Genomic DNA, 20,667 nt, shown 5'->3' with positions numbered 1-20,667 from the left:
GTTCCCGAGCACCACACACCCGAGCAAGGAGCCACAATGACTGATCGTCTGCAGGTTGGTGACGTCATCAACAACCTCAAGACCGACGTGCCACAGATGCTCAACGACAACGTGGCACTCGCGAAGGCCGAGATCCAGCCCGCCGTGAAGCACGCGGGCATCGGGTCGGGAATGTTCGGGACCGCTGGCTACTTCGCCATGAATGCCCTGTCGTTGCTGTTCCTCACCGGCGCCTTCGCGTTCTCGTTGTTGTTCAACGCTGCGGTCGGACTCGGCGTGCTGCTCAGCCTGATCATCGGCTTCGCCCTGATGGCGGTGGTCTGTCTGCTGGTCGCAGGAGTGCTCGGAATGATCGGCATGAAGCAGTTCAAGCAGGTGAAGAAGCCCGAGGCCACGATCGCCGAGCTGCAGACGACGGCCCAGGCCCTCGGCGCCGCCATCAAGCAGGGACAGGCCGCCGTCAACGGCAACACCCTCGCCAAGGCTGCCGTCCGTCACGCCCGCCGCGCCCTCTGAGCCGCGCCCTCTGAGCCGCGACTTCTGAGCCGCGACTGGGGGGCCGGACGTCTGACGCCGCTCACAATCCCGAGCGGAGGAATCTCTCGGGGATCTCGACGACCCGTCGCGGCCAGGGCCGTTCCCAGCCGCCCAGCCGCAGCAGTTCGTCGACCAGGTGAGCGGTGAAACCCCACACCATGTAGTCGCCGAACACGAAGGCCGGCCCGACCCCTCCGCGGGGATGATGGACGACCACCCGGTGCTCCGGTGAGACGAGGTCGTCGATGGCGAACCGGTGGATCGACTCCACTTCCGCGGTGTCCATCACCGCCACGGGCTCGTCCCCCGACCAGGTTGCGACCACGGGGGTCACATTGAACACGGCAGTGGTGAGTCGGGTCGGCGGCAACTCGCCCAAGGGGCCCACCGCGGACGGATCGAGACCGATCTCCTCATGGGTCTCGCGCAGGGCCGCCGCCACGGCATCGGCATCGCCGGGGTCGATCCGGCCGCCGGGGAACGACATCTGGCCCGCGTGGTTGCGCAGGGTCGAGGCCCGTTCGGTGAACACCAGATCCGGACGATCCCCGCTGGTCAGCAGGGCCAGCACCGCCGAGGGCGTGGCGCGCGAGGTCACCCGGTGCTCCCCCGATCGTTGACGGGTGCCCAAGGGGTCGAGCCTGCCCGCCAGCAGGTCGAACCAGTCGCTCATGGGGTCACGCCCAGGGTCGACGCGATCCACTGGTCGAGCGCGGCCTGCGAGGTGAACCCACCCGGGTGCCTGGCGATGATGCGTCCCCGCCGGTCGACCAGGATCGTGGTGGGCAGGTTCTTGGCCTGCAGGGGAGGCTTGTCGACCTGGTCCCCGGTGGCGTCACGCAGTTGTGGGTAGGTCCACCCCGCATGCTTGGCGAACTCGATCGCCAGCCCCGGGCGGGGGTCGTTGGTGTCGACACCGACGAAGGCGACCTTGCCGGCGAAGGTCTGCGATGCCTTCGCGAGCAGAGGCGCCTCCTCCCGGCAGGGCCCGCACCACTGGGCCCAGAAGTTGACCAGCATCGGGCCGCGCAGGCCCGCCAGGGTCGTCTGCGATCCGCCCCCCAGACACGGCAGGGTGAGCGAAGGCAGCCCCCCCTCGACCGGGGCCGCGTCGGAGGCCGTGACCGGGCAGTCGGCGATCCCGGCCGCTTTGCGTTCGGCCTGCAGGTTGGTCCCGTCGGCCACGGCGGACGGGGTGGGCAACTCGTCCACCGTTCGCGGCGCGGACGAACAGGCTGCCAAGGTCATCACCACGCCCAGCCCGATCGCGAACCAGTGCATCCCGGCACTGCGCGGGCGTCGGTGGCTCATGCGCGCGGCTCCCTCACCAGCGCCGCGGCCTTCTGCGGATCGGTCTGCCCCTCCCCGAACGAGGGGCACAGGCTGGCGACGGGGCAGGCGCCGCAGGCAGGATTGCGCGCGTGGCAACGGCGGCGCCCGTGCCAGATCACCCGGTGACAGAGCATCACCCAGTCGGAGGGGTCGAACAGCGCACCGACGGCCCGCTCGACGTCGTCGGGCTTCGTGGCCGTCGTCCACCCCATGCGCCTGGTCACCCGCATCAGGTGGGTGTCGGGAGTGACCCCCGGCACACCGAACGCATTTCCGAGCACGACATTGGCGGTCTTGCGTCCCACCCCGGGCAGGGTCACCAGTTCCTCGAGGGTTCCGGGCACGACTCCGTCGAACCCGTCGACCAGTGCTCGTCCGATGCCGATCAAGGCCTGGGACTTGGCCCGGAAGAAACCCGTCGGACGAATGATCCGCTCCAGCTCATCGGGATCGGCCTCCGCGTAGGCGCGGGCGTCGGGGTGGCGGGCGAACAGCACGGGCGTGATCGAGTTGACCCGCCGATCGGTCGACTGGGCCGACAGCACGGTGGCCACCAGCAGTTCCAGGGGGGTGGCGAAGTCGAGTTCACAGCGAGCCTTCGGGTAGCACTCGGCGAGCAGTCGGTGCATGTGGTGGGCCCGCTCGACGAGCTCGGGAGCGGGGGCTTCGGCCGGGGTTCTGGTCACCACGCGCCCAGCGTAGTCGGCCGCGACGGGGGCCATGGATGGAGTTGGCACCCCCCCGATTGCGGCGAAATGGCCGTCGATAGACTGATTTCTCACAGTTCAGCCCCAGGAGCATCCCTTGAACATTGACGTGACATCGGTCCCCTTTCTGGCCGAATTGCCGCCGGAGGGACGTCAGGCCGTGCTCGCGCACGCCACCGTGATCGAGCTGGCCAAGGGAATGACATTGTTCGTCGCCGGTGACCCCGCCGACGAGGTCTACATCATGCTCGAGGGCAAGGTGAAGCTCACTCGCGCTGCCCGCCACCAGCCCACCCCGCTGCCCCCGCTGCGCGGCAAGGTCACGGTCAAGGAACTGCGTCGGCGTGCCCAGGCGGTGCAGGTGCGGGAGTCATTGCTGTGGCTGATGGGCCCCGGCGAGATGTTCGGGGAACTGTCGGTCTTCGACGCGGGGCAACGCTCCACCACCGCGACCGCGCAGACCGCGTGCCGGGTGCTGCGCATCTCGGGGCACGCCATGCGAGACCTGGTCGACGAACGCCACGACGTTGCCCGGGCGCTGTTGCGGCAGATGGCCACGCGGCTGCGACGCAGCGACAACCAGAGCTCCCGGTTCATCCTTTCCGATGTGCCCGGACGACTGGCCTCGCTGCTGGTCTCGTTGTGCGATCGGTTCGGCACGCAGACCCCGATGGGCTGGGACGTCGCCCATGACCTCACCCAGGCCGAACTCGCCCAGGTGGTCGGCGCCAGCCGCGAGAGCGTCAACAAGGCCCTCACCGACTTCGAGCAGCGCGGCATCCTGACCGTCAACAGCCGCTCGGTCGTGATCCACGACCGCGCCCGTCTGGTGGCTCGCTCGAACTGACCGGTCGTCGGCTGCGCCGGACCGATTCAGCTGGTCTCGACGACCAGCTCGAGTTCGACCGCAGCGTCAAGGGGCAGCACCGACACCCCGACGGCGCTGCGCACGTGCACCCCGGCCTCACCGAAGATCTCTCCCATCAGCTGGGAGGCGCCATTGGCGACGGCGGGTTGACCGGTGAACCCCGGATCGGAGGCGACGAAGACCACCAGCTTGACGATGCGGGTGATGGCGTCGACGCCGCCCGCCACCTCGGCTGCGGCGGCAAGGGCGTTCAGGGCGCAGATCCGGGCTGCGCGAGTGGCCTCGTCCGCGGAGACCTCGGCACCCACCTTGCCGACGGCGACCAGCTCACCGTTGACCGAACACAGCTGGCCCGAGGTCCACACCTGGGAGCCGACCCGGGTGGCCGGGGTGTAGGCGGCCAACGGCTTGGCGACCGGCGGCAGCGTGATGCCCAGTTCGTCGAGCCGTGCACTGACCGACGCCGCACCCGTCGAACGGGTGGGCATCGTGCGGTCGGAAGCCCCCTCGTCAGGGCTCACTTCTTCTCCGGCACCGGACGCTTGAAGTAGCCGACCAGGCTCTCGGGGTTCGGGCCCGGCACGATCTGCACGAGTTCCCAGCCGTCGGCGCCGAAGTTGTTGAGGATCTGCGTCGACACGTGGGTCAGGATCGGGGCGGTGAAGTACTCCCATTTCGTCATGGGCCCAGACTAGTGGTCCAGAAATGGTCGCGGACGGCCGTCCGATCCCGCTTCGAGGGGTCCTCACGCCGATGGGGGCCATTTCTGGACCGCCGCTGCCCGGCCCAGCGGTTCCGGGATTGCCAGAACGGTCACGTACTCTGGGGCCATGAGTGCAACCAAGGCGAGCAAGGCATATGCCCTGGCGATGTTCGCGGCCGTCAGCGTGCTGTGTGGTCTGCTGACCGCCGGGCTGGCCGTGCCGTACGTCGCGATGGCCGGAGGGGTGGCCAAGGCCGGGGCGAACAGCCTCGAAGACCTGCCCGCCGCACTCGACATCCCGCCGCAGTCCGAGGTCTCGCGGGTGCTGATGGCCAATGGTGAGGTGCTCGCCACCTTCTACGACCAGAACCGCGAGTACGTCGCGATGTCGAAGATCCACCCCTACATGCAGGAGGCGCAGGTCGCCATCGAGGACCACCGGTTCTTCGAGCACGGCGCCATCGACCTGCAGGGGACGCTGCGCGCGTTCGTCCGCAACTCCACCGGCGGGGCGACCCAGGGCGGTTCAACCCTGACCCAGCAATACGTCAAGCAGGTGCTGGTGCAGGACGCTCAGAACAACAACGACGAGGAGGCCATGCGCGAGGCGCAGGCCCAGACCGTCAGCCGCAAGGTGCGAGAGCTGCGTTACGCCATCGCCCTCGAGAAGAGCCTCGGCCCGAACGCGAAGAAGATCATCCTCGAGCGGTACCTCAACATCGCCTACTACGGCGACGGCGCCTACGGCGTCCAGGCCGCCTCGAAGAGGTTCTTCAACACCACCGCCGACAAGCTGACGTTGGCCCAGGCCGCCATGCTGGCCGGGCTCGTCCAGAACCCCAACGCCACCAACCCCCGTCTCTACCCGCAGGCGGCGATGAACCGCCGCAACGTCGTGCTGCAGCGCATGGCCGACCTCGGAGTGGTCACCCAGGCGGAGGCAGATGCCGCGAAGAAGTCCGTCTTCGAGCCCGCCAAGGTGCAGCCGGCACCCAACGGCTGCATCAGCTCACCCTTCCCGCACGTCTGTGACTACGTGCGTCGCGTGCTGCTGTCGGACGCGATGCCCTCCTTGGGCAAGACCGCCGACGAGCGCGACCGCAACCTCAAGCGCGGCGGGCTCACCATCCAGACCCTGATCGACCCGAAGACCCAACGCGCCGCCCAGAGCGCCATCAGCGACCTCGTCTCCCCCACCGATCCGGTCATCTCCACCTCGGTGCTCGTGCAGCCCCGTTCCGGCCTGATCGTGGCCATGGCGCAGTCGCGGCCCAAGATGGGAACCGGACGAGGGGAGACCTTCCTCAACTACAACGTCGAGAAGTCGATGGGCGACGCCTCCGGCTTCCAGGGCGGATCGACGTTCAAGGCCTTCGGCATCGCGGCTGCGCTCGAGAAGGGCATGACCCCGAACACCAAGATGCTGGCCAAGAGCACCGTCGACATGACGGGCGTCTCCTTCATGAGCTGCCAGGGCATGATCCGCCAGATCCAGCCCTACAAGGTGAGCAACTCGGTCTCCGGCTACGGCAACCGTCAGCTCACACTCGTCCAGGCGGCGCAGGGCTCGGTCAACACGTTCTTCGTCCCGCTGGCTGCCCAGGTCGGCAACTGCGCCGTCACCCAGATGGCCGATCGGGCCGGCGCCAAATTGGCCAATGGTCAGCCCATGACCACCCAGTCGGCGAACCTGTCGTTCATCCTCGGTTCGGCCGAGGTCACCCCGATGTCGATGGCCCAGGCGTATGCCACCTTCGCCAACCGCGGGGTGCGATGCAACCCCCTCATCCTGAAGTCCGTCACCACCAAGGCGGGCAAGTCGTTGGGCGTTCCCGCTGCGAAGTGCCAGAAGGTGATGGAGGCCTCGATCGCCGACGGCACCAACTACGTGCTCTCGAAGGTGATGGAGTACCCGGGGACCGGCTACCGGGCGCGGATCCCTGGCGATTACCCCCAGGCGGGCAAGACGGGTACGACCGAGTCGAACGAGGCGGTGTGGTTCGCCGGCTACACCCCTGAGATGGCTGGTATCGCCATGATCTCGGTCGACAAGGGGACGAGTTACTGGGCCAACCGGAAACGCTCGTTGAAGGGCATCCGACTGCCGAGCGGTACCTACCTCGAGGGGTCCGGTTCGGGCGACGCAGGCCGCATCTACAAGGTGGCCATGGCCGAGGCGCTGAAGGGCAAACCCAAGACGAAGTTCGTGGCACCCACCGACGAGGTGCTCAACGGCAAGGAGGTGCAGATCCCCGACCTGACCGGTCTCACCCTGCAGGAGGCCGAGGACGCCGTCCGCAAGGTGGGCCTGAACCCGGTCGAGCGCTACCAGTACGACTACCGCTCGGTGGGCACGTGGATCGACACCTACCCGACCGGCAAGACTCGGGTGGGCCAGCCGGTCTACTTCGTGCTCTCGAGTGGCCCCCGGCCCCAGCCGAAACCCCAGCCCAAGCCGACTGCCACGGCCACGTCGTCCAGTAGCGCGTCGAAGCCTCCGTCGAGCAGCAAGCCGACTGCCACGGCCACGGCGACGGCCAGCAAGCCGGGCAAGAAGAAGCCCTGATGCGGTTGGCGACGACCGCTGCCGTGGCGGCGGTCTCCGGGTTGGCGACCGGGGCCGGAGTGCTCGCCTGGGCCAACGCCGAGACCCGGCGCTTCACCCTGCGTGAGTTCAGCGCACCGGTGCTGCCCCCCGGCGCGGCCTCCGTACGGGTGCTGCACCTGTCCGACATCCACCTGGTGCCGAGCCAACGGGCCAAGCTGGACTGGCTGTCGGGCCTGGCCTCGTTGGAGCCCGACCTGGTCGTCAACACCGGCGACAACATCGCGTCGCCGTCGGCGATCGCGCCGCTGCTGCGCGCCTGGGGTGGCCTGCTCGACGTGCCGGGCGTGTTCGTCTTCGGCTCCAACGACTACCAGGCTCCGAGTTTCAAGAACCCGCTGCGCTACCTCGGGCTGCCAGCGCTGCGCCCCGCCCCGGATCCGGTCGAACTTCCGTGGCGTGACCTGCGCGCCGCGATGACCGAACGAGGGTGGGTCGACCTCAGCAACCGGGCGGCCACCCTCGAGGTGGCCGGACGCCCCATCAGGTTCCGCGGCACCGACGACGCCCACCTCGAACGCGACAGGTACGCAGAGGTGGCTGGAGCGGTGTCGGACGGGACCCTCACGATGGGCGTGACCCACGCCCCGTACCGGAGGGTGCTCGACGCCATGGTGGCCGACGGTGTGCAGGTGGTCCTGGCAGGGCACACCCACGGGGGACAGGTCTGCCTGCCGACTGGTGCGCTGGTCACCAACTGCGATCTCGACACCGACCGGGTCAAGGGCCTCAGCCGGTACAGCGCGGGGGGCCACAGTGCCTGGTTGCACGTCTCGGCTGGGCTGGGAACCTCGCCGTTCGCGCCCTACCGCACCTTCTGCCGACCCGAGGCGACGCTGCTGACCCTGACCGCGCGCCAGCCCGCCTGAGACCGGGCGTTCAGGACGACGATCCAGTTGGTGCCACGGGCACCGGGTGGGCTACAGTGGCGGACGGTCCTCGTCCGCGAGGTCCAGTCGGGGTGTGGCGCAGCTTGGTAGCGCGCGTCGTTCGGGACGACGAGGTCGCAGGTTCAAATCCTGTCACCCCGACCATCCAGTGGTACCCGTGCAGAGCCGTTCCGGTGGGGCATCGTCCTCCCGGGGCGGCTCTCGCCATTCCCGGTTCGAGGGGGTCCGGGCAGTGCCTGTTTCCGCAGGATCTGCGGTGCTGTGATGGTGCCATGGACGCCGCCCCACGCCACGCTGACCGAGCCATCCACGAAGAGGACTTCCTGGAGACCGATCCCGAGTTCGCCGAGTACTCCACCAGGTTCGCCTTCGACGAGGTGGCGGCCCATGGGAGCCTCGACCCGCACCTGACCTGGCTCGTCAGACTTGCGGCGCTGGTCGCCTGCCAAACCCACCGGCAGTACTCCCTCACCCTGACCGCAGCCCTCGACGACGGGGTGAGCCCGGTCGAGGCCAAGGAACTGCTCTATCAGGCGGTTGCCTACCTGGGCATGGCCAAGGTGGTCGAGTTCCTGCAGCTGACCAACGCCGAACTGCTCCGACGGGGCGTCCAGCTGCCGCTGCCACCCCAGTCGACGACCACCCTCCAAACCCGGTTCGAGAAGGGCTGGGACGCGCAGTTCACGATCGTCGGGGAGCGCCTGCACTCGCTGCATGACGACGCCCCAGCAGACGAGGTCCACCTGCAGCGGTGGCTGACCGAGAACTGCTTCGGCGACCACTACACCCGCGGCGGCATCGACCTGCAGACCCGGGAATTGCTCACCTTCGTGTTGTTGGTCGCGCATGGCGGGTGTGACCCGCAGGTGGCCAGTCATGTGGCCGGCAACCTCAGGCTGGGCAACGGGCGCGCGGTGTTGATCGACACCCTGAGCCAGTTGGTCCCGTGGATCGGCTATCCCCGCATGCTGAACGGCCTGCGCGCCGTCGACGAGATCGCACCGGCTCAGGCCCCATGACCGGCCCCACGGATCAGTCGGGTTCTCGTCCGCCTCGCCACCTGCGAACGGCCGGCAGCCCACTCATCCGCAGCTCGGTCGGGAGCTTCCACCCGAACCGGCGGGCCAGCAACGAGACGCCGGCACCGACCCCCAACGAGCCGGCCACCCCCCATTGCGGCTCACCCAGCTTGGCCCCGATCACGGTGACCAGGGCCGCGAAGAAGGCGCTGGTCGCGTAGAGGGTGTTGCCCCCCAGCACCACGGGCCGTTTCACCAGCAGCAGGTCGCGGACGATGCCGCCACCGATCACGGTGACCACACCCAACATCACCGCGGCCAGCCAGGACAGTCCCGTGGCCAGACCCTTCGTCGCGCCGACGGCCGCCCAACAGCCCACCGCCAAGGCGTCGAGCAGCACCAGCGTGCGGCGTGGCAGCTTCGCCTGGAAGTTCACCAGGAAGGCGAGCGCCGAACCCACCAGGGCCATGCCCAGATAGGCGGGATTGGTGAGCGCGACCACGGTTCCCTGGCCGAGCAACACGTCGCGGATCATGCCCCCGCCCAGGCCCGACATGACCGCCACGATGGCGAACCCGACCGGGTCGAGGCGAGCAGCACGGGCGGCCATGCCGCCGAGGATGGCGTTGGCCAGCACTCCCAACAGGTCGATCACCTGCATCGACACGTCGAACCAGTGCACTCCGCTCCCTCTCGCCTCGTCCCTGGGAGGTCGCCCGGGTGGGACGACGCCTCTGGGCTGTGAGCGTACTCGTCCAGAATTGACCACCAGCCTCGGGCCGGGCAGCCGATTCGGCGCCGAACGCCGTTCCGGGGCCAATTCTGGACATCGGCCCGGGGTGAACGGGTTTGGCCGTGCGCGGGTCGGCCGCGACAATCGAGGCATGACGGCTGCACAGAACGAGACTTCCGGCGGCGCCCCCACCCCCTACGAGGCGATGGGTGGACGTGAGACCTTCCAGCGGCTGGTGCACCTCTTCTACCAGGGCGTGGCCGGCGACGAGTTGCTCCGGCCGATGTACCCCGAGCAGGACCTCGGCCCCGCGGAGGACAGGCTGCGGATGTTCCTGGAGCAGTACTGGGGGGGCCCGTCTGACTACCACGAGCAGCGCGGCCATCCCCGGTTGCGCATCCGGCACGCCCAGTTCCGGGTGACCCAGGCTGCCGCCGAGCGCTGGTTGGTGCACATGCTGGGCGCTGTCGACCAGCTCGACCTCGCACCTGAGTACGACGCGGCGATGCGCGAGTACCTGACCCGGGCCGCACAATTCCTGGTCAACACCACCGACGACCAGCCAATTCGGCGCGAACTGCCTCTGGCCTGAGTCGGGTTCCGAGGCCCAGCAGGGCCGGGGTCAGGGCCCGGACAGCCGAGTCGCAACCCCACCGTGGCGCCGGTGCTGCGTAAGATCGAGGAGTTGGGCCACACTGGGACGTCACTGAAGGGAGCACGCATGGGTCTGCTGGACAAGATCGAACAGAAGATCGAAGGCGCCGTGAACGGCGTCTTTGCGCGTGCCTTCAAGGGTGACGTCGAACCCGTCGAGATCGCCGCTCGTCTGCAGCGGGAGTTGGATGCCCGCGCCACGGTGCTCAGTCGGGAGAAGCGGCTGGTGCCCAACCACTTCGTGGTCGGCCTCTCGTCGCGGGACCACGACCGGCTCGCCCCCTACTCCAAGACGCTGAACGCCGAGATCATCCCTGAACTGCGCGAGCACGCGGGTGAGCGTCGTTATGTCTTCAACGGGCCCATCGTGATCGAGTACGAACTCGACGAGACCCTTCCGACGGGGCGGTTCACCGTCGAGAGCCAGGCCTCGGCCGGCGTGGAACGCGGCCAGGCTGCCCTTGATGCCGACGACGACCACACCCATGTCTTCGGGGCCACCCCCAGATTGGTGCTCGAGGTGAACGGGGTGCGCCACCCCCTGATGGCCCCGGGTCTGCTGATCGGGAGAGGGTCGGAGGCCGACCTGCGGATCAACGACCCCGGCATCAGCCGCAAGCACGCCATGATCCACGTCTCGGGCCCCGACATCTCGATCGAGGACCTCGGCTCCACCAACGGCATCACGGTCAACGGCCAGAAGTGCCGACAGGCACAGATCACCGACGGCACCCGCCTCGAGATCGGCACCACTCGCATGCTGGTGCACGCGCCCGTCGGGTCCTGACCGGGGAGCGTCCTTGAGCGAACTCGCCGTCGCCGCCCTCAAGGTGGCCTTCCTGGTGGTCATGTGGGGCTTCATCGTGTTCGCCGCGCACGTGATCAGGGCCGACATGTTCGGACGCAGGGTGGTGACGTCGACCTCGTCCGACATCATGGTGGCCCCGGCCGCCGGCCGCCGCAAGCGCCGCCGCGGGGCCAAGGTGCCGTCGCGGTTGACCGTGATCGAGGGGCGCCAGGAAGGGCTCAGCATCCCCTTGTTCGGTGTGGTCGGGCTCGGACGAGCCGCCGACTCCGCCCTGAACCTCGATGACGACTACGCCTCGACCCGGCACGCCCAGTTGCTGCAGGACGACCACGGCACCTGGTGGCTCGAGGACCTGTCCTCGACCAACGGCACAGCCCTCAACACCCAGCTCATCACCCAACCCCGGGCCGTCGCCATCGGTGACATCATCCGCATCGGCCGCACCCAGATGAGGGTGGAGGGCTGATGTACTCCCTCGACTTCCGCGCCCACTCCGAGGTGGGGCTGGTGCGCAAGAACAACCAGGACTCGGGCTACGCCTCCCCCACCGCGCTCGTGATCGCCGACGGCATGGGAGGTGCCGCGGCGGGTGACCTGGCCTCGGCGGTCGCCATCCACCAGGTCGTGCTGGCCGACGGAGCGCACACCGATGACGAACTGGTGCCCCGCCTGCGCGGTGCGATGCGCCGGGCCAACGAGCTGATCACCGAACTGGTGGCCTCCGACCACACCCTCGACGGCATGGGGACCACCTTCTGCGGCGCCTTCTTCTCCGGCACCCAGCTCGGCGTGGTGCACATCGGTGACTCCCGCGGCTACCTCTTCCGCGACGGCACGCTGAGCCGCCTCACCCATGACCACTCGTGGGTGCAGTCGCTGGTCGACGAGGGCAAGATCACCGAGGACGAGGCCCTCGTGCACCCCCACCGCTCGCTGGTGCTGAAGGTGCTCAACGGCCACCCCAACCACGAACCCGACACCTTCACCTTCGAGGTGCACGAGGGCGACGTGGTGCTGTTCTGTTCCGACGGCCTGTGTGGGTTCACCACCGACGCCGTGATCGCCCACGCCTTGGGCATGGACGACCTCGACGCCGCCATGGAGGTACTCGTCAGGGCTGCCCATGACGGCGGCGGGGCGGACAACATCACCATCTCGATGGCCCGGGTCGTGCCCCAGGACGACCTCATCGACGTCCGGCCGCCCCTGGTGCTGGGCGCCGCGGACGAACTGGGGGCGTCCCTCGTCCCCGGTGCGGCGACGGGGTCGCCGGTGGCAGCGGTCGCGGACGGCGCAGGGGCGGAAGCCTCCCCTGACGACGGCTCGTCCCTCACCCCACTCGCACCGTCCCCGCCCTCGTCGTCGGGGGGTGCCTCGGCCGCCGGTGTCGTACTGGACGAGACCGAGGTCGCGCGTTACTCACCCACCCTCGACCGGCCACGGCCGTGGCGAGGGATCGCGATCACGCTGCTGGGCCTGGTCGTGCTGGCGGGGCTGGGATTCGGCGGTTACCGCTGGAGCCAGGCCCAGTACTACATCGCCGACAACGCCGGAACCGTCGCGGTCTACCAAGGGGTGCGGGTGCCGGTGCTGACGCTCAGCCACCTCAGCGAGTCAACCGACATCGTCACCGCCGAGCTGCCCCGCTACCACCGGGAGCGCGTGCGGGCCAGCTTCAGCCTGCACAGTGCGGCCGAGGCCGAGAACGCCCTCGCCGAACTGCGTCGGGTGGCGGGCACATGTGCCCCCGCAGACCCCTCGGCCAGCGCGACACCCAGTTCAACACCGACCGCGACACCCAGTTCCACAGCGACCGCGACACCCAGCTCCACGGCCAGCGCGAGCACGTCGTCTTCCCCCTCCCCCTCGGGCACCCCGTCAGGGTCGCCCTCAGCGTCGGTCCCCGGCCCGGTTCCGGGCTCGTCCACCCCCGCGGCAACGGCCGCTTCGTCGGGGAGCATCACGAACGGGGAGTGCTGATGAGCGCGGCCTCCCTCCCAGCCGTCGGGCAGACGGTCGTCTACCGCAAGCGCCGCAACGTCGAACTGGCGATGGTGCTGCTCGCCTGCACCCTCGGTCTCGGCGGCTGGCTGCTGACCGAGATCAACCTGCACGGTCACGCCCCCACGAGCTGGATGCGGGTGAGCGCCCTGTGGATCGGCATGGCGGTCGCCTGCCACCTGGTCGTCCGCTGGCGACTGCCGTACGCCGACCCCCTGATCCTGCCGTGCGTCATCGCCCTCAACGGTCTGGGACTGGCGATGATCCACCGGATCGACCTGATCCCCTCGCCACCCCGCGACGACGCCGTCATGCAATTCGTGTGGACGGGGCTCGGCATGCTGCTGTTCGCGGCGGTGGCGATCTTCGTGCGCGACCCACGCCGGTTGCAGCGCTTCCCCTACCTGCTCTTCATCGCCGGAGTCGGCCTGCTGTTGCTGCCGTTGGTGCCCGGGCTGGGGGTCAGCACACTGGGGGCGAACATCTGGATCCGGATCGGCCCGATGAGTTTCCAGCCCTCCGAGGTCGCGAAGATCCTGCTCGCCTTCGCCTTCGCCGCCTACCTGGTCGACAAGCGCGAAGTGCTCGCGCTCAGCGGCTTCCGGCTCGGACCGATCCAGTTCCCACGCCTGCGTGACCTGGGGCCGATCGCCCTGATGTGGGTCGCCTGCATGCTGGTGCTGGTCTTCCAGAACGACCTGGGCACGGCGCTGCTGTTCTTCGGGCTGTTCGTGATCATGCTCTACGTGGCCACGGAGCGCCCGGGCTGGCCCATCGTCGGCGCAGCGTTGATGGCGGTCGGCGGCTGGGGTGCCTACCTGTTCACCCGCCACGTACGGGTGCGGGTCAGTTCCTGGTTGCACCCCTTCGAGAACTACGACCAGAACCTGCAGGTCATCTCCGGACAGTTCGGCATGGCCTGGGGAGGTCTGACCGGACGAGGCTGGGGTCTGGGTCGACCCGGGCTCACCCCGCTCGCCAAGTCCGATTTCATCTCCGCGGCGATCGGCGAGGAGGTGGGGCTGTTCGGTCTGGTTGCCGTCGTGATGCTGTACGCCTACATCGTCGCCCGCGGTCTGCGGATGGCGCTGGCCAGCCACGACCCCTACCTGAAGCTGCTCGCCTGCGGACTGTCGTTCACGTTCGCCCTGCAGGTCTTCGCCATCATCGGTGGGGTCACCCGGCTGCTTCCGCTCACCGGTCTGACCACACCCTTCATGAGCCAGGGCGGCTCGTCCATGATCGCGAACTGGACGATCATCGGGGTGATGCTGGTGATCAGCCATCACGCGCGCAGGCCCATGGTCGCCACGGCCAGGCTCGACGAACCCACCGCGACCGATCTCAGGCTGGACGAGACCCACGTCATCACCGCCAAGCCCCTACCGGCCAGTGGGGTGACGGCATGAACGGTCCCATCCGCAAGGTGGCGGTGCTCGCCGCCGTGATGATCTTCGCCCTGCTGGCCAACCTGACCTATGCGGCCGTGGTGCGCTACCCCGACCTCAACGGTGACGTGCGCAACCGTCGCGTCCGCGATGCCGAGTTCGCCCGTGACCGTGGCGCCATCCTGATCGGCAACACTCCCCTGGCGCAGTCGAAGGCCACCAACGGTCGATTCAGGTACCAGCGCAGCTACACGCAGCCGGAGCTCTACGCCTCGGTGACGGGCTGGTACTCCTACGACTTCGGTTCCTCGGGGCTGGAGCTGAACTACACCAGGCAACTCGCCGGAACGGACGACTCCCAGGCCATCGACCGGTTGATCGCCACCCTGTCGGGTCGCCAGCCCAAGGGTGCCTCGATCACCAGCACGATCGACCCCAGGGCCCAGCAGGCCGCGTTCGACGGGCTGGCCGGGCGCAAGGGGGCAGTGGTCGCCCTCGACTACGAGACCGGGGCCGTGCTGGCCAACGTGTCGCTGCCCAGTTACGACCCGAACCTGTTGGCCACCAACGACCTGAGCCGCGCCAAGACGAACTGGGACTCCCTGGTGAAGGATCCCGACGGGCCCCTCAAGAACCGCGCCAGCAAGGAGATCTACCCGCCCGGGTCGGTCTTCAAGCTGGTCACGGCCAGCGCCGCGATCGAACGGCTCAACCTCACCCCGAGCTCGAAGATCGCGTCCAGGCGGGCCCTCGCGCTGCCGCAGTCGACGACGGTGCTGACCAATGAGATCGACTGCGGCAACACGACCGTCTCGCTCGAGCAGGCCTTGATGCACTCGTGCAACACCGCCTTCGCCCAGCTGGGGCTCGACACCGGCGACCAGGCGCTGCGCGACCAAGCCGAGAAGTTCGGCTTCAACACCGAGGTCACCACCGACGTGCCGTGGGCCACCTCGCGGTTCCCCGACAAGACCGACCGGGCGCAACTGGCGTTGTCGGCCATCGGGCAGTACGACGTCGCGGCCAGCCCGCTGCAGGTGGCGATGGTCGCCTCGGCCATCGCCAACGACGGCAAGCTGATGGAGCCCTACCTCGTCTCGGACGTGCGCGCACCCAACCTGCAACTGGTCAGCTCCCACCATCCCACCGCCATCGGACAGGTGATGAAGCCCGAGACCGCCCAGATGATGCAGCAGATGATGGTGCGCGTCGTCGAGGGCGGCACGGGTACCCGGGCCCAGGTCTCCGGTCTGGTGATCGGGGGCAAGACCGGCACTGCCCAGTCCGATCCCGCTCGGCCCCCCTACGCCTGGTTCGTGGCATTCTCCGAGGACCCGAAGGTGGCCGTCGCCGTCTTCATCGAGGAGGCTGGTATCGAACGCTCCGACATCGCCGGTGGACGACTCGCCGGCCCGATCGCCGCCCAGGTCATCCAGGCGCTCAGATGAGGAACCACATCGTGCCCACCCGAAACCCCCCCACCCCCCGGACCCATGAGGCGATGTCGACCCGATCGGCGCCCTCGGAAGGAGGACACCGATGACCGATTCTGGAATCCTGCTCGGTGGCCGCTACCAACTCGAATCAGTCATCGGCCGCGGCGGCATGGCCGAGGTCTGGCGCGCCCACGACTCCCGGCTCGGACGAGAGGTGGCGGTCAAGCGGCTGAGGGCCGACCTGTCGTCCGATCCCACCTTCCAGGCGCGGTTCCGGCGCGAGGCCCAGGCTGCCGCCGGACTCAACCACCACAACATCGTCGCCGTCTACGACACGGGCGAGGAGAACGACGCAGCCACCGGGGTGCATGTGCCCTACATCGTGATGGAGCTCGTCCAGGGGCACACCCTCCGCGACGTGTTGCGCGACGGACGAAAGATCCTTCCCGAGCGGGCCCTGGAGTTCGTCCAAGGAGTCCTCGACGCACTGGCGTACTCGCACCGTTCGGGCATCGTGCACCGAGACATCAAGCCGGCCAACGTCATGCTGACGCCCCAGGGCCAGGTCAAGGTGATGGACTTCGGCATCGCCCGCGCCGTCGCGGACACCTCGGCGACGATGACCCAGACAGCGGCCGTCATCGGCACCGCGCAGTACCTCTCACCCGAACAGGCCCGGGGCGAGACGGTCGACCAACGCTCCGACATCTACTCCGCCGGTTGCCTGTTGTACGAGTTGTTGGTCGGACGACCCCCTTTCACGGGTGACTCGCCGGTCTCGGTGGCCTACCAGCACGTGCGCGAGCAGCCCGTGCCCCCCAGTCACGTCGACCATGAGATCACCGCCGCGATGGACGCGATCACCTTGAAGGCGCTCGCCAAGGATCCGGCCGACCGCTACCAGGACGCGCGCGAGATGCGCGACGACATCACCCGCCTGCTTGCCGGTGAGCCGGTGTTGGCGGCATCGTCGGCCTCGATGGCGCCGACGCGGGTGCTGGGTGCCGCCGGAGTGGGCGCCGCCGGGATGGGTGCCGCCGGAGTGGGCGCCGCCGGGATGGGCGCCGCCGGTGCAGGTGCTGCCGGTGCGGCCGTGGGACTCGGAGCCGCTGCCATGGCGGCCCAGGCGGCGGCCGCCAATGCCGGCGGTGCTGTCGGCATGAGTGGCCTCGCCGCAGCCGGGGGCACACCGACCGGTACCCACCAGGCGGTGAGCGACACCGGATCATTCCTGCCCGCGCACGCCGACACGGGTCCGATGACCGCGGTGCAGGATCGTCCAGCCCGCCGACGCACCGTGACCATCGTCGTCGCCCTGCTGCTGGCCCTGGCCGCCGTGGTCGGCTACGGGTTGTGGCAGGTGCTGAAGGACAGCGGACCGCAGGCACCGGCTCAGTCGAGGGTGCCCTCGGTGATCGGGGCCAACCGCGCCAGCGCCGAGTCGCAGATCATCAACGCCGGTCTCAAGGTCGGCAAGGTGACGGAGGTCAACGGCCCCGATGAGACCAAGAACACGGTCATCGACCAGAACCCGAAGCCGCTGCAGATGGTGGACGAGGGGACGTCGGTCGACATCACCCTCAACCTGGGGGTGAAGACGGGGACGATCCCCGACGGTCTGGTCGGCAAGACCCTGAAGGAGGCCCAGGACGCCCTGAAGGCGGCCGGGTTCACGAGCAAGTCCCAGGACGCGCCCGAGAACGCCGAGTCGTTGGCGCAGGCGCCCGGCACGGTGGTGAGCACCGATCCCGCCGCCGGTGCGACCGTCGCCGAGGGCTACGAGGTGATGATCAACCTCTCGCCGAAGCAGGCCACCGTGCCGAACCTGACCGGGAAGAGCCAGGACGACGCCAACACGGAGGCCCTCGCCGCCGGGTTCGCCGGGACGACCCCGCGCAACCAGGTCACCACCGACGAGACCCAGGTCGGCAAGGTGATCAAGCAGGACCAACAGGACGGCACGAAGCTGGACCGCACCCAGAAGATCACCGTCTACATCGGGGTGAAGAAGGACACCGTCGCGGTTCCACAGGTGGTCGGGCTGCCGTTGGCGGGGGCCCAGGTGCGACTCAACGACAACGGCTTCACCGACATCAAGGTGAAGGAGGTCGAGACCACCGATGCCGCCCCCGGAACCGTGCTGACGGTGACCCCCAAGGAGGGCACGGAGGTCAAGCCCGGGGCAAAGATCACCTTGGAGGTGGCCAAGGCGCCGGCCTCCCAGCCGCCCTCGTCCCCGGATCCCAGCAGTTCGCCGAGCCCGTCGCAATCGAGCGGCGGCTGAGCCTGCGGTCGTGGCCTCGGGTCCGCTGAGGGGTTGAGGCCCAACTCGTCAGCCGGCGGTGGTCATCGACCGGCCCCTGATCGTCAGCCGGCGGAGGTCATGAGGGGGCGCAGCTTCGCCCCTCGGGCCGGCGCCTCGGCGTCCCCGCAGTCGGCGAGCCAGTTGGCCAGCAATTGGTGCCCGTGTTCGGTGAGCACGCTCTCGGGGTGGAACTGCACCGACTCCACCAGGGCGGTGCGGTGCCTCACGCCCATGATGACCCCCGAGTCGGTACGGGCGGTCACCTCGAGGCAGTCGGGAAGGCTCTCGGGCACGATTGCCAAGGAGTGGTAACGCGTCGCGGTGAACGGGCTCGGCAGTCCACGGAAGCAACCCTTGCCGTCGTGGTGCACCAGCGAGGTCTTGCCGTGCAGCAGTTCGGGTGCTCGTCCGACCGTGCCGCCGTAGGCCACCGCCATCGACTGCAGCCCCAGGCACACCCCGAAGATGGGCACCACACCTGTGTGGCTGCGCACGATGTCGATGCAGGCACCGGCCTCCTCGGGGGTACCGGGGCCGGGTGAGAGCAGGATGCCGTCGAACCCCTCGTGGAACGTGGGGGATGTCAGCCGGGTGTCGTCATTGCGCCAGACCTCGACCTCGGCGCCCAACTGGTAGAGGTACTGCACCAGGTTGTAGACGAACGAGTCGTAGTTGTCGATGACGAGGATCCGCATGCTGCTCATTGTGGCGCATGTCCAGAAATGGCCACCAGATCGACCAGGGCGGCTGTTTCGGGGCCCCTGGGTGATCTTGCGTCCACTTCTGGACATGCGGGACGGGTGCCTCGAGTCAGGGGTGGAGCCCCGCATGCCGCTGACACGCCTGGTCAGGGGATGGGTTTGGCGTGGCTGAGGGTCGTGGAGCCGGTGTAGGCGGGCATGGTCACCCGGCCGACGTCCGCCTGCTTCCATCCCAACTGGTAGCGATCGGCGTACTGCTTGTAGATGCGCACCCCGTCGGAGGTGTCGAGCGCGATGATCAACTGCCCCGGGTCGCCGATGGCGACGATCTCGTAGGGCGGCGCGTAGGGGATGCCGTGCAGCACCACCGAGTTGCCCACGCACTTCACCCCGGTGGTCGAGATGACTCGTTGTCCCTGGATCGTCATCGCCTCGGCACCGGCCGCCCAGAACAGGTTCACCACCAGCTGGATGTCCTGCTGGTGCACCACCAGCAGGTCCTCGTCCACCCCGACCGGCTGCACCGACAGTGGTGCATCCGTGAGGGTGACCTTCACGGCCGGGCCGCTGACCGCCGTGGCCCCGGCGTCGAGTGAGGCCTGCTCGACCTGGGCCGCCAGTTGGGGATTGCCGGCGTCGGCCCTCGACAGTGCGTCCACGTCCTTGCGCAGGGCTCCGAGTTGGGTCTGGAGGTTCTTGTTGGTGTCGGCCTGCGCCCTCACCAGGTCGACCAGATCGGTGTTGCGTCCCGCCCTCAGGTCGCTGCCGTGGGAGGTGATGGCGCCGATGGTGGCCATCAGCGTCGCGATGGCGATCACCCCGACGGTCGCCACTCGACCCAGGCGTGTGCTGCGTCGTCGTCGTTCCCGTAACCGCGCCCACCGGACCGCGCGGACGATCCGTCGACCGACCGAGCGGGCTGCCGGACGCACCACGGAGTGGTGGTGCCCGGTGACCAGTTCGTCCGGCTCGCTCATCAAGCTCCCTCGGCGGTGGCGGGTGGCGCGAATGGGCGCCGCGCGTTGTCTCGACTAGGCTACCTGCAGCGTTGGCGCGGTCACCGGGAGTGGTGGTGCCGGCCGCGACACCAGACCAGGGAGGGACCCGGTGCCAGAGTCCAAGAGCCGAACGGCGGCCGACAAGAAGCGCAAGGCCAGCGACCAGGCCAAGCTCGCCGAGAAGAAGGCCACACGCAGGAGTGGTCCCAGCGATCGCTCGTGGGTGCCGTGGGCCTTCATCCCCACCGGACTTCTGGGGGTGCTCTGGCTGGTGGTCTACTACATCACCGGTTACCGGATCCCCGTCATGCGCGACCTGGGCGACTGGAACATCGTGATCGGCATCGGTCTGATGGCGATCGCGTTCTCCCTCACGACCCTGTGGAAGTAGGCCCCGGCCTCCCCGGCGCCTGATCGGCGAGCCGCTCGAGCTTCGTCCGATAGGCCTGCCAGTCGATCTCCGGCATGTTGTCACCCTCCTTGCGGAGCCCGACCCGTCCGTCGATCAATTCGCGGACGATGTCCATGTGCCCCGCGTGGCGGGCCAGATCGGTGAGCGTGTGCACGGCGACCTGGTGCAGCGTCACCCGCTCCCGTCCCGTCCACCACGGCACCCGGCCGACGGCGTCAAGGGGCAGCGCCTCGAGGGTGGCGCGGATGGTCTGCTGGGCGGCCCGCGTCAGCGCCCGGATGTCGTCGACCGTCTCGTCCGGTGTGCACCAGAAGTCGGCATTCAGCTCGGCACCCTCGTCGAACCAGGGCAGCGGCACCCCGCTGGGGCGGTCGAAACAGTCGCCCAGGTAGCCGAGCTCGATCGAGGCCGCGTGCTTGAGGATCCCGAGCAGGTTGGCACCGGTCGCGGTGTGCGGCCAGCGCAGCGCGTGCTCGTCCAGCCCGTCGAGCTTCGACAGCATGCCGTCGCGCGCCTCGTCCAGGTACTTGCGCAGGGTTTCAGCCGGGGTGGGGATCTGGTTCATCCCAC

Annotated in this window: 22 protein-coding genes, 1 tRNA gene and 1 pseudogene; 15 read left to right on the top strand and 9 right to left on the bottom strand. The window is 68.7% G+C overall.

Features of this window, described 5'->3' with window-relative positions:
- Positions 1 to 36 precede the first annotated feature (36 nt).
- Positions 37 to 516, top strand: a complete 480-nt coding sequence (locus QQZ11_RS06355) for a phage holin family protein (RefSeq protein ID WP_284549327.1) — start codon at positions 37 to 39, stop codon at positions 514 to 516.
- 61 nt (positions 517 to 577) lie between these two features.
- Here QQZ11_RS06355 and QQZ11_RS06350 read toward each other — a convergent pair whose 3' ends face one another.
- The 3 genes from QQZ11_RS06350 to nth are packed head-to-tail and all read right to left on the bottom strand — an operon-like array spanning position 578 to position 2,498.
- Complete coding sequence (locus tag QQZ11_RS06350) at positions 578 to 1,210, bottom strand: NUDIX hydrolase (RefSeq protein WP_284549325.1); 633 nt, start codon at positions 1,208 to 1,210, stop codon at positions 578 to 580.
- A complete protein-coding gene (locus QQZ11_RS06345) occupies positions 1,207 to 1,848 on the bottom strand; it encodes a TlpA family protein disulfide reductase (protein ID WP_284549323.1) in 642 nt (213 codons plus the stop codon). Before QQZ11_RS06345 ends, QQZ11_RS06350 begins: the two co-directional genes overlap by 4 nt.
- On the bottom strand, positions 1,845 to 2,498 hold the full coding sequence (gene nth, locus QQZ11_RS06340; protein ID WP_284550184.1) for an endonuclease III: 654 nt from the start codon (positions 2,496 to 2,498) through the stop codon (positions 1,845 to 1,847). The genes QQZ11_RS06345 and nth overlap by 4 nt, the downstream gene beginning before the upstream one ends.
- A gap of 175 nt (positions 2,499 to 2,673) precedes the next feature.
- On the opposite strand from nth, the gene QQZ11_RS06335 reads away from it, so the two are divergent.
- Entirely contained in the window at positions 2,674 to 3,423 is a 750-nt protein-coding gene (locus QQZ11_RS06335) for a Crp/Fnr family transcriptional regulator (protein ID WP_026377536.1), read from the top strand.
- 26 nt (positions 3,424 to 3,449) lie between these two features.
- Here QQZ11_RS06335 and QQZ11_RS06330 read toward each other — a convergent pair whose 3' ends face one another.
- Positions 3,450 to 3,932: a RidA family protein gene (locus QQZ11_RS06330; RefSeq protein WP_284550182.1), complete on the bottom strand. Its 483-nt coding sequence runs from the start codon at positions 3,930 to 3,932 to the stop codon at positions 3,450 to 3,452.
- A 29-nt stretch (positions 3,933 to 3,961) separates the two neighbouring features.
- Positions 3,962 to 4,126 (bottom strand): DUF4177 domain-containing protein, encoded by a 165-nt coding sequence (locus QQZ11_RS06325; RefSeq protein WP_022908669.1) that lies wholly within the window; start codon positions 4,124 to 4,126, stop codon positions 3,962 to 3,964.
- A 148-nt stretch (positions 4,127 to 4,274) separates the two neighbouring features.
- Here QQZ11_RS06325 and QQZ11_RS06320 point away from each other — a divergent pair, with 148 nt between their 5' ends.
- The 4 genes from QQZ11_RS06320 to QQZ11_RS06305 all read left to right on the top strand — a co-directional run bounded on the left by QQZ11_RS06320 (position 4,275) and on the right by QQZ11_RS06305 (position 8,661).
- Complete coding sequence (locus QQZ11_RS06320) at positions 4,275 to 6,713, top strand: transglycosylase domain-containing protein (RefSeq protein WP_284549321.1); 2,439 nt, start codon at positions 4,275 to 4,277, stop codon at positions 6,711 to 6,713.
- Positions 6,713 to 7,621, top strand: a complete 909-nt coding sequence (locus QQZ11_RS06315) for a metallophosphoesterase (protein ID WP_284549318.1) — start codon at positions 6,713 to 6,715, stop codon at positions 7,619 to 7,621. Before QQZ11_RS06320 ends, QQZ11_RS06315 begins: the two co-directional genes overlap by 1 nt.
- Before the next feature lie 88 nt (positions 7,622 to 7,709).
- A tRNA-Pro gene (locus tag QQZ11_RS06310) sits at positions 7,710 to 7,786 on the top strand.
- A gap of 128 nt (positions 7,787 to 7,914) precedes the next feature.
- Positions 7,915 to 8,661, top strand: a complete 747-nt coding sequence (locus QQZ11_RS06305) for a carboxymuconolactone decarboxylase family protein (RefSeq protein WP_284549315.1) — start codon at positions 7,915 to 7,917, stop codon at positions 8,659 to 8,661.
- 13 nt (positions 8,662 to 8,674) lie between these two features.
- Here the strand turns inward: QQZ11_RS06305 and QQZ11_RS06300 are convergent, their stop codons facing one another.
- Complete coding sequence (locus QQZ11_RS06300; RefSeq protein WP_022908673.1) at positions 8,675 to 9,343, bottom strand: trimeric intracellular cation channel family protein; 669 nt, start codon at positions 9,341 to 9,343, stop codon at positions 8,675 to 8,677.
- A gap of 202 nt (positions 9,344 to 9,545) precedes the next feature.
- On the opposite strand from QQZ11_RS06300, the gene QQZ11_RS06295 reads away from it, so the two are divergent.
- The 8 genes and pseudogenes from QQZ11_RS06295 to QQZ11_RS13645 all read left to right on the top strand — a co-directional run bounded on the left by QQZ11_RS06295 (position 9,546) and on the right by QQZ11_RS13645 (position 17,965).
- Positions 9,546 to 9,986, top strand: a complete 441-nt coding sequence (locus tag QQZ11_RS06295) for a globin (RefSeq protein WP_284549313.1) — start codon at positions 9,546 to 9,548, stop codon at positions 9,984 to 9,986.
- A gap of 129 nt (positions 9,987 to 10,115) precedes the next feature.
- Entirely contained in the window at positions 10,116 to 10,835 is a 720-nt protein-coding gene (locus QQZ11_RS06290; RefSeq protein ID WP_022908675.1) for an FhaA domain-containing protein, read from the top strand.
- Between the two features lie 13 nt (positions 10,836 to 10,848).
- Positions 10,849 to 11,322 (top strand): FHA domain-containing protein FhaB/FipA, encoded by a 474-nt coding sequence (locus tag QQZ11_RS06285; protein WP_022908676.1) that lies wholly within the window; start codon positions 10,849 to 10,851, stop codon positions 11,320 to 11,322.
- A complete protein-coding gene (locus tag QQZ11_RS06280) occupies positions 11,319 to 12,836 on the top strand; it encodes a PP2C family protein-serine/threonine phosphatase (RefSeq protein ID WP_446698837.1) in 1,518 nt (505 codons plus the stop codon). The genes QQZ11_RS06285 and QQZ11_RS06280 overlap by 4 nt, the downstream gene beginning before the upstream one ends.
- Positions 12,836 to 14,266 carry an FtsW/RodA/SpoVE family cell cycle protein gene (locus tag QQZ11_RS06275; protein ID WP_284549309.1) on the top strand — a complete coding sequence of 477 codons (1,431 nt, stop codon included), beginning with the start codon at positions 12,836 to 12,838 and terminating at the stop codon, positions 14,264 to 14,266. Before QQZ11_RS06280 ends, QQZ11_RS06275 begins: the two co-directional genes overlap by 1 nt.
- The gene (locus tag QQZ11_RS06270) at positions 14,263 to 15,693 is read left to right on the top strand and encodes a peptidoglycan D,D-transpeptidase FtsI family protein (protein ID WP_284549308.1); all 1,431 of its coding nucleotides are present in this window, start codon (positions 14,263 to 14,265) and stop codon (positions 15,691 to 15,693) included. Before QQZ11_RS06275 ends, QQZ11_RS06270 begins: the two co-directional genes overlap by 4 nt.
- A 91-nt stretch (positions 15,694 to 15,784) precedes the next feature.
- Positions 15,785 to 16,645: pseudogene (gene pknB, locus QQZ11_RS13650) on the top strand (Stk1 family PASTA domain-containing Ser/Thr kinase); the annotation flags it as partial.
- Positions 16,646 to 16,660: 15 nt separating this feature from the next.
- Entirely contained in the window at positions 16,661 to 17,965 is a 1,305-nt protein-coding gene (locus tag QQZ11_RS13645; RefSeq protein WP_446698836.1) for a PASTA domain-containing protein, read from the top strand.
- Positions 17,966 to 18,048: 83 nt separating this feature from the next.
- Here the strand turns inward: QQZ11_RS13645 and QQZ11_RS06260 are convergent, their stop codons facing one another.
- The gene (locus tag QQZ11_RS06260) at positions 18,049 to 18,690 is read right to left on the bottom strand and encodes an aminodeoxychorismate/anthranilate synthase component II (protein WP_022908681.1); all 642 of its coding nucleotides are present in this window, start codon (positions 18,688 to 18,690) and stop codon (positions 18,049 to 18,051) included.
- 143 nt (positions 18,691 to 18,833) lie between these two features.
- On the bottom strand, positions 18,834 to 19,664 hold the full coding sequence (locus tag QQZ11_RS06255) for a DUF881 domain-containing protein (protein ID WP_284549305.1): 831 nt from the start codon (positions 19,662 to 19,664) through the stop codon (positions 18,834 to 18,836).
- 130 nt (positions 19,665 to 19,794) lie between these two features.
- Between QQZ11_RS06255 and QQZ11_RS06250 the strand changes: the two genes are divergently transcribed.
- A complete protein-coding gene (locus tag QQZ11_RS06250; protein WP_022908683.1) occupies positions 19,795 to 20,076 on the top strand; it encodes a cell division protein CrgA in 282 nt (93 codons plus the stop codon).
- Here QQZ11_RS06250 and QQZ11_RS06245 read toward each other — a convergent pair.
- On the bottom strand, positions 20,057 to 20,662 hold the full coding sequence (locus tag QQZ11_RS06245; RefSeq protein ID WP_284549303.1) for a DinB family protein: 606 nt from the start codon (positions 20,660 to 20,662) through the stop codon (positions 20,057 to 20,059). The genes QQZ11_RS06250 and QQZ11_RS06245 overlap by 20 nt on opposite strands.
- Positions 20,663 to 20,667: the final 5 nt, after the last annotated feature.

Source organism: Aestuariimicrobium sp. T2.26MG-19.2B, from assembly GCF_950101875.1.
In the GTDB taxonomy this organism is placed as follows: Bacteria; Actinomycetota; Actinomycetes; order Propionibacteriales; family Propionibacteriaceae; genus Aestuariimicrobium; species Aestuariimicrobium kwangyangense.
The sequence above is the reverse complement of the archived record's forward strand: the minus strand, read 5'-3'. Positions and strand labels throughout refer to the sequence as shown.

Excerpts from the sequence above, each read along its gene's own strand:
- QQZ11_RS06275 (WP_284549309.1), top strand. The coding sequence starts at position 12,836 with ATGAGCGCGGCCTCCCTCCCAGCCGTCGGGCAGACGGTCGTCTACCGC.
- QQZ11_RS06330 (WP_284550182.1), bottom strand. The coding sequence starts at position 3,932 with ATGCCCACCCGTTCGACGGGTGCGGCGTCGGTCAGTGCACGGCTCGAC.
- QQZ11_RS06355 (WP_284549327.1), top strand. The coding sequence starts at position 37 with ATGACTGATCGTCTGCAGGTTGGTGACGTCATCAACAACCTCAAGACC.
- QQZ11_RS06245 (WP_284549303.1), bottom strand. The coding sequence starts at position 20,662 with ATGAACCAGATCCCCACCCCGGCTGAAACCCTGCGCAAGTACCTGGAC.
- QQZ11_RS06290 (WP_022908675.1), top strand. The coding sequence starts at position 10,116 with ATGGGTCTGCTGGACAAGATCGAACAGAAGATCGAAGGCGCCGTGAAC.
- nth (WP_284550184.1), bottom strand. The coding sequence starts at position 2,498 with ATGCACCGACTGCTCGCCGAGTGCTACCCGAAGGCTCGCTGTGAACTC.
- QQZ11_RS06255 (WP_284549305.1), bottom strand. The coding sequence starts at position 19,664 with ATGAGCGAGCCGGACGAACTGGTCACCGGGCACCACCACTCCGTGGTG.
- QQZ11_RS06260 (WP_022908681.1), bottom strand. The coding sequence starts at position 18,690 with ATGAGCAGCATGCGGATCCTCGTCATCGACAACTACGACTCGTTCGTC.
- QQZ11_RS06350 (WP_284549325.1), bottom strand. The coding sequence starts at position 1,210 with ATGAGCGACTGGTTCGACCTGCTGGCGGGCAGGCTCGACCCCTTGGGC.
- QQZ11_RS06325 (WP_022908669.1), bottom strand. The coding sequence starts at position 4,126 with ATGACGAAATGGGAGTACTTCACCGCCCCGATCCTGACCCACGTGTCG.
- QQZ11_RS06345 (WP_284549323.1), bottom strand. The coding sequence starts at position 1,848 with ATGAGCCACCGACGCCCGCGCAGTGCCGGGATGCACTGGTTCGCGATC.
- QQZ11_RS06295 (WP_284549313.1), top strand. The coding sequence starts at position 9,546 with ATGACGGCTGCACAGAACGAGACTTCCGGCGGCGCCCCCACCCCCTAC.
- QQZ11_RS06315 (WP_284549318.1), top strand. The coding sequence starts at position 6,713 with ATGCGGTTGGCGACGACCGCTGCCGTGGCGGCGGTCTCCGGGTTGGCG.
- QQZ11_RS06270 (WP_284549308.1), top strand. The coding sequence starts at position 14,263 with ATGAACGGTCCCATCCGCAAGGTGGCGGTGCTCGCCGCCGTGATGATC.
- QQZ11_RS13645 (WP_446698836.1), top strand. The coding sequence starts at position 16,661 with ATGGCGCCGACGCGGGTGCTGGGTGCCGCCGGAGTGGGCGCCGCCGGG.
- QQZ11_RS06305 (WP_284549315.1), top strand. The coding sequence starts at position 7,915 with ATGGACGCCGCCCCACGCCACGCTGACCGAGCCATCCACGAAGAGGAC.
- QQZ11_RS06320 (WP_284549321.1), top strand. The coding sequence starts at position 4,275 with ATGAGTGCAACCAAGGCGAGCAAGGCATATGCCCTGGCGATGTTCGCG.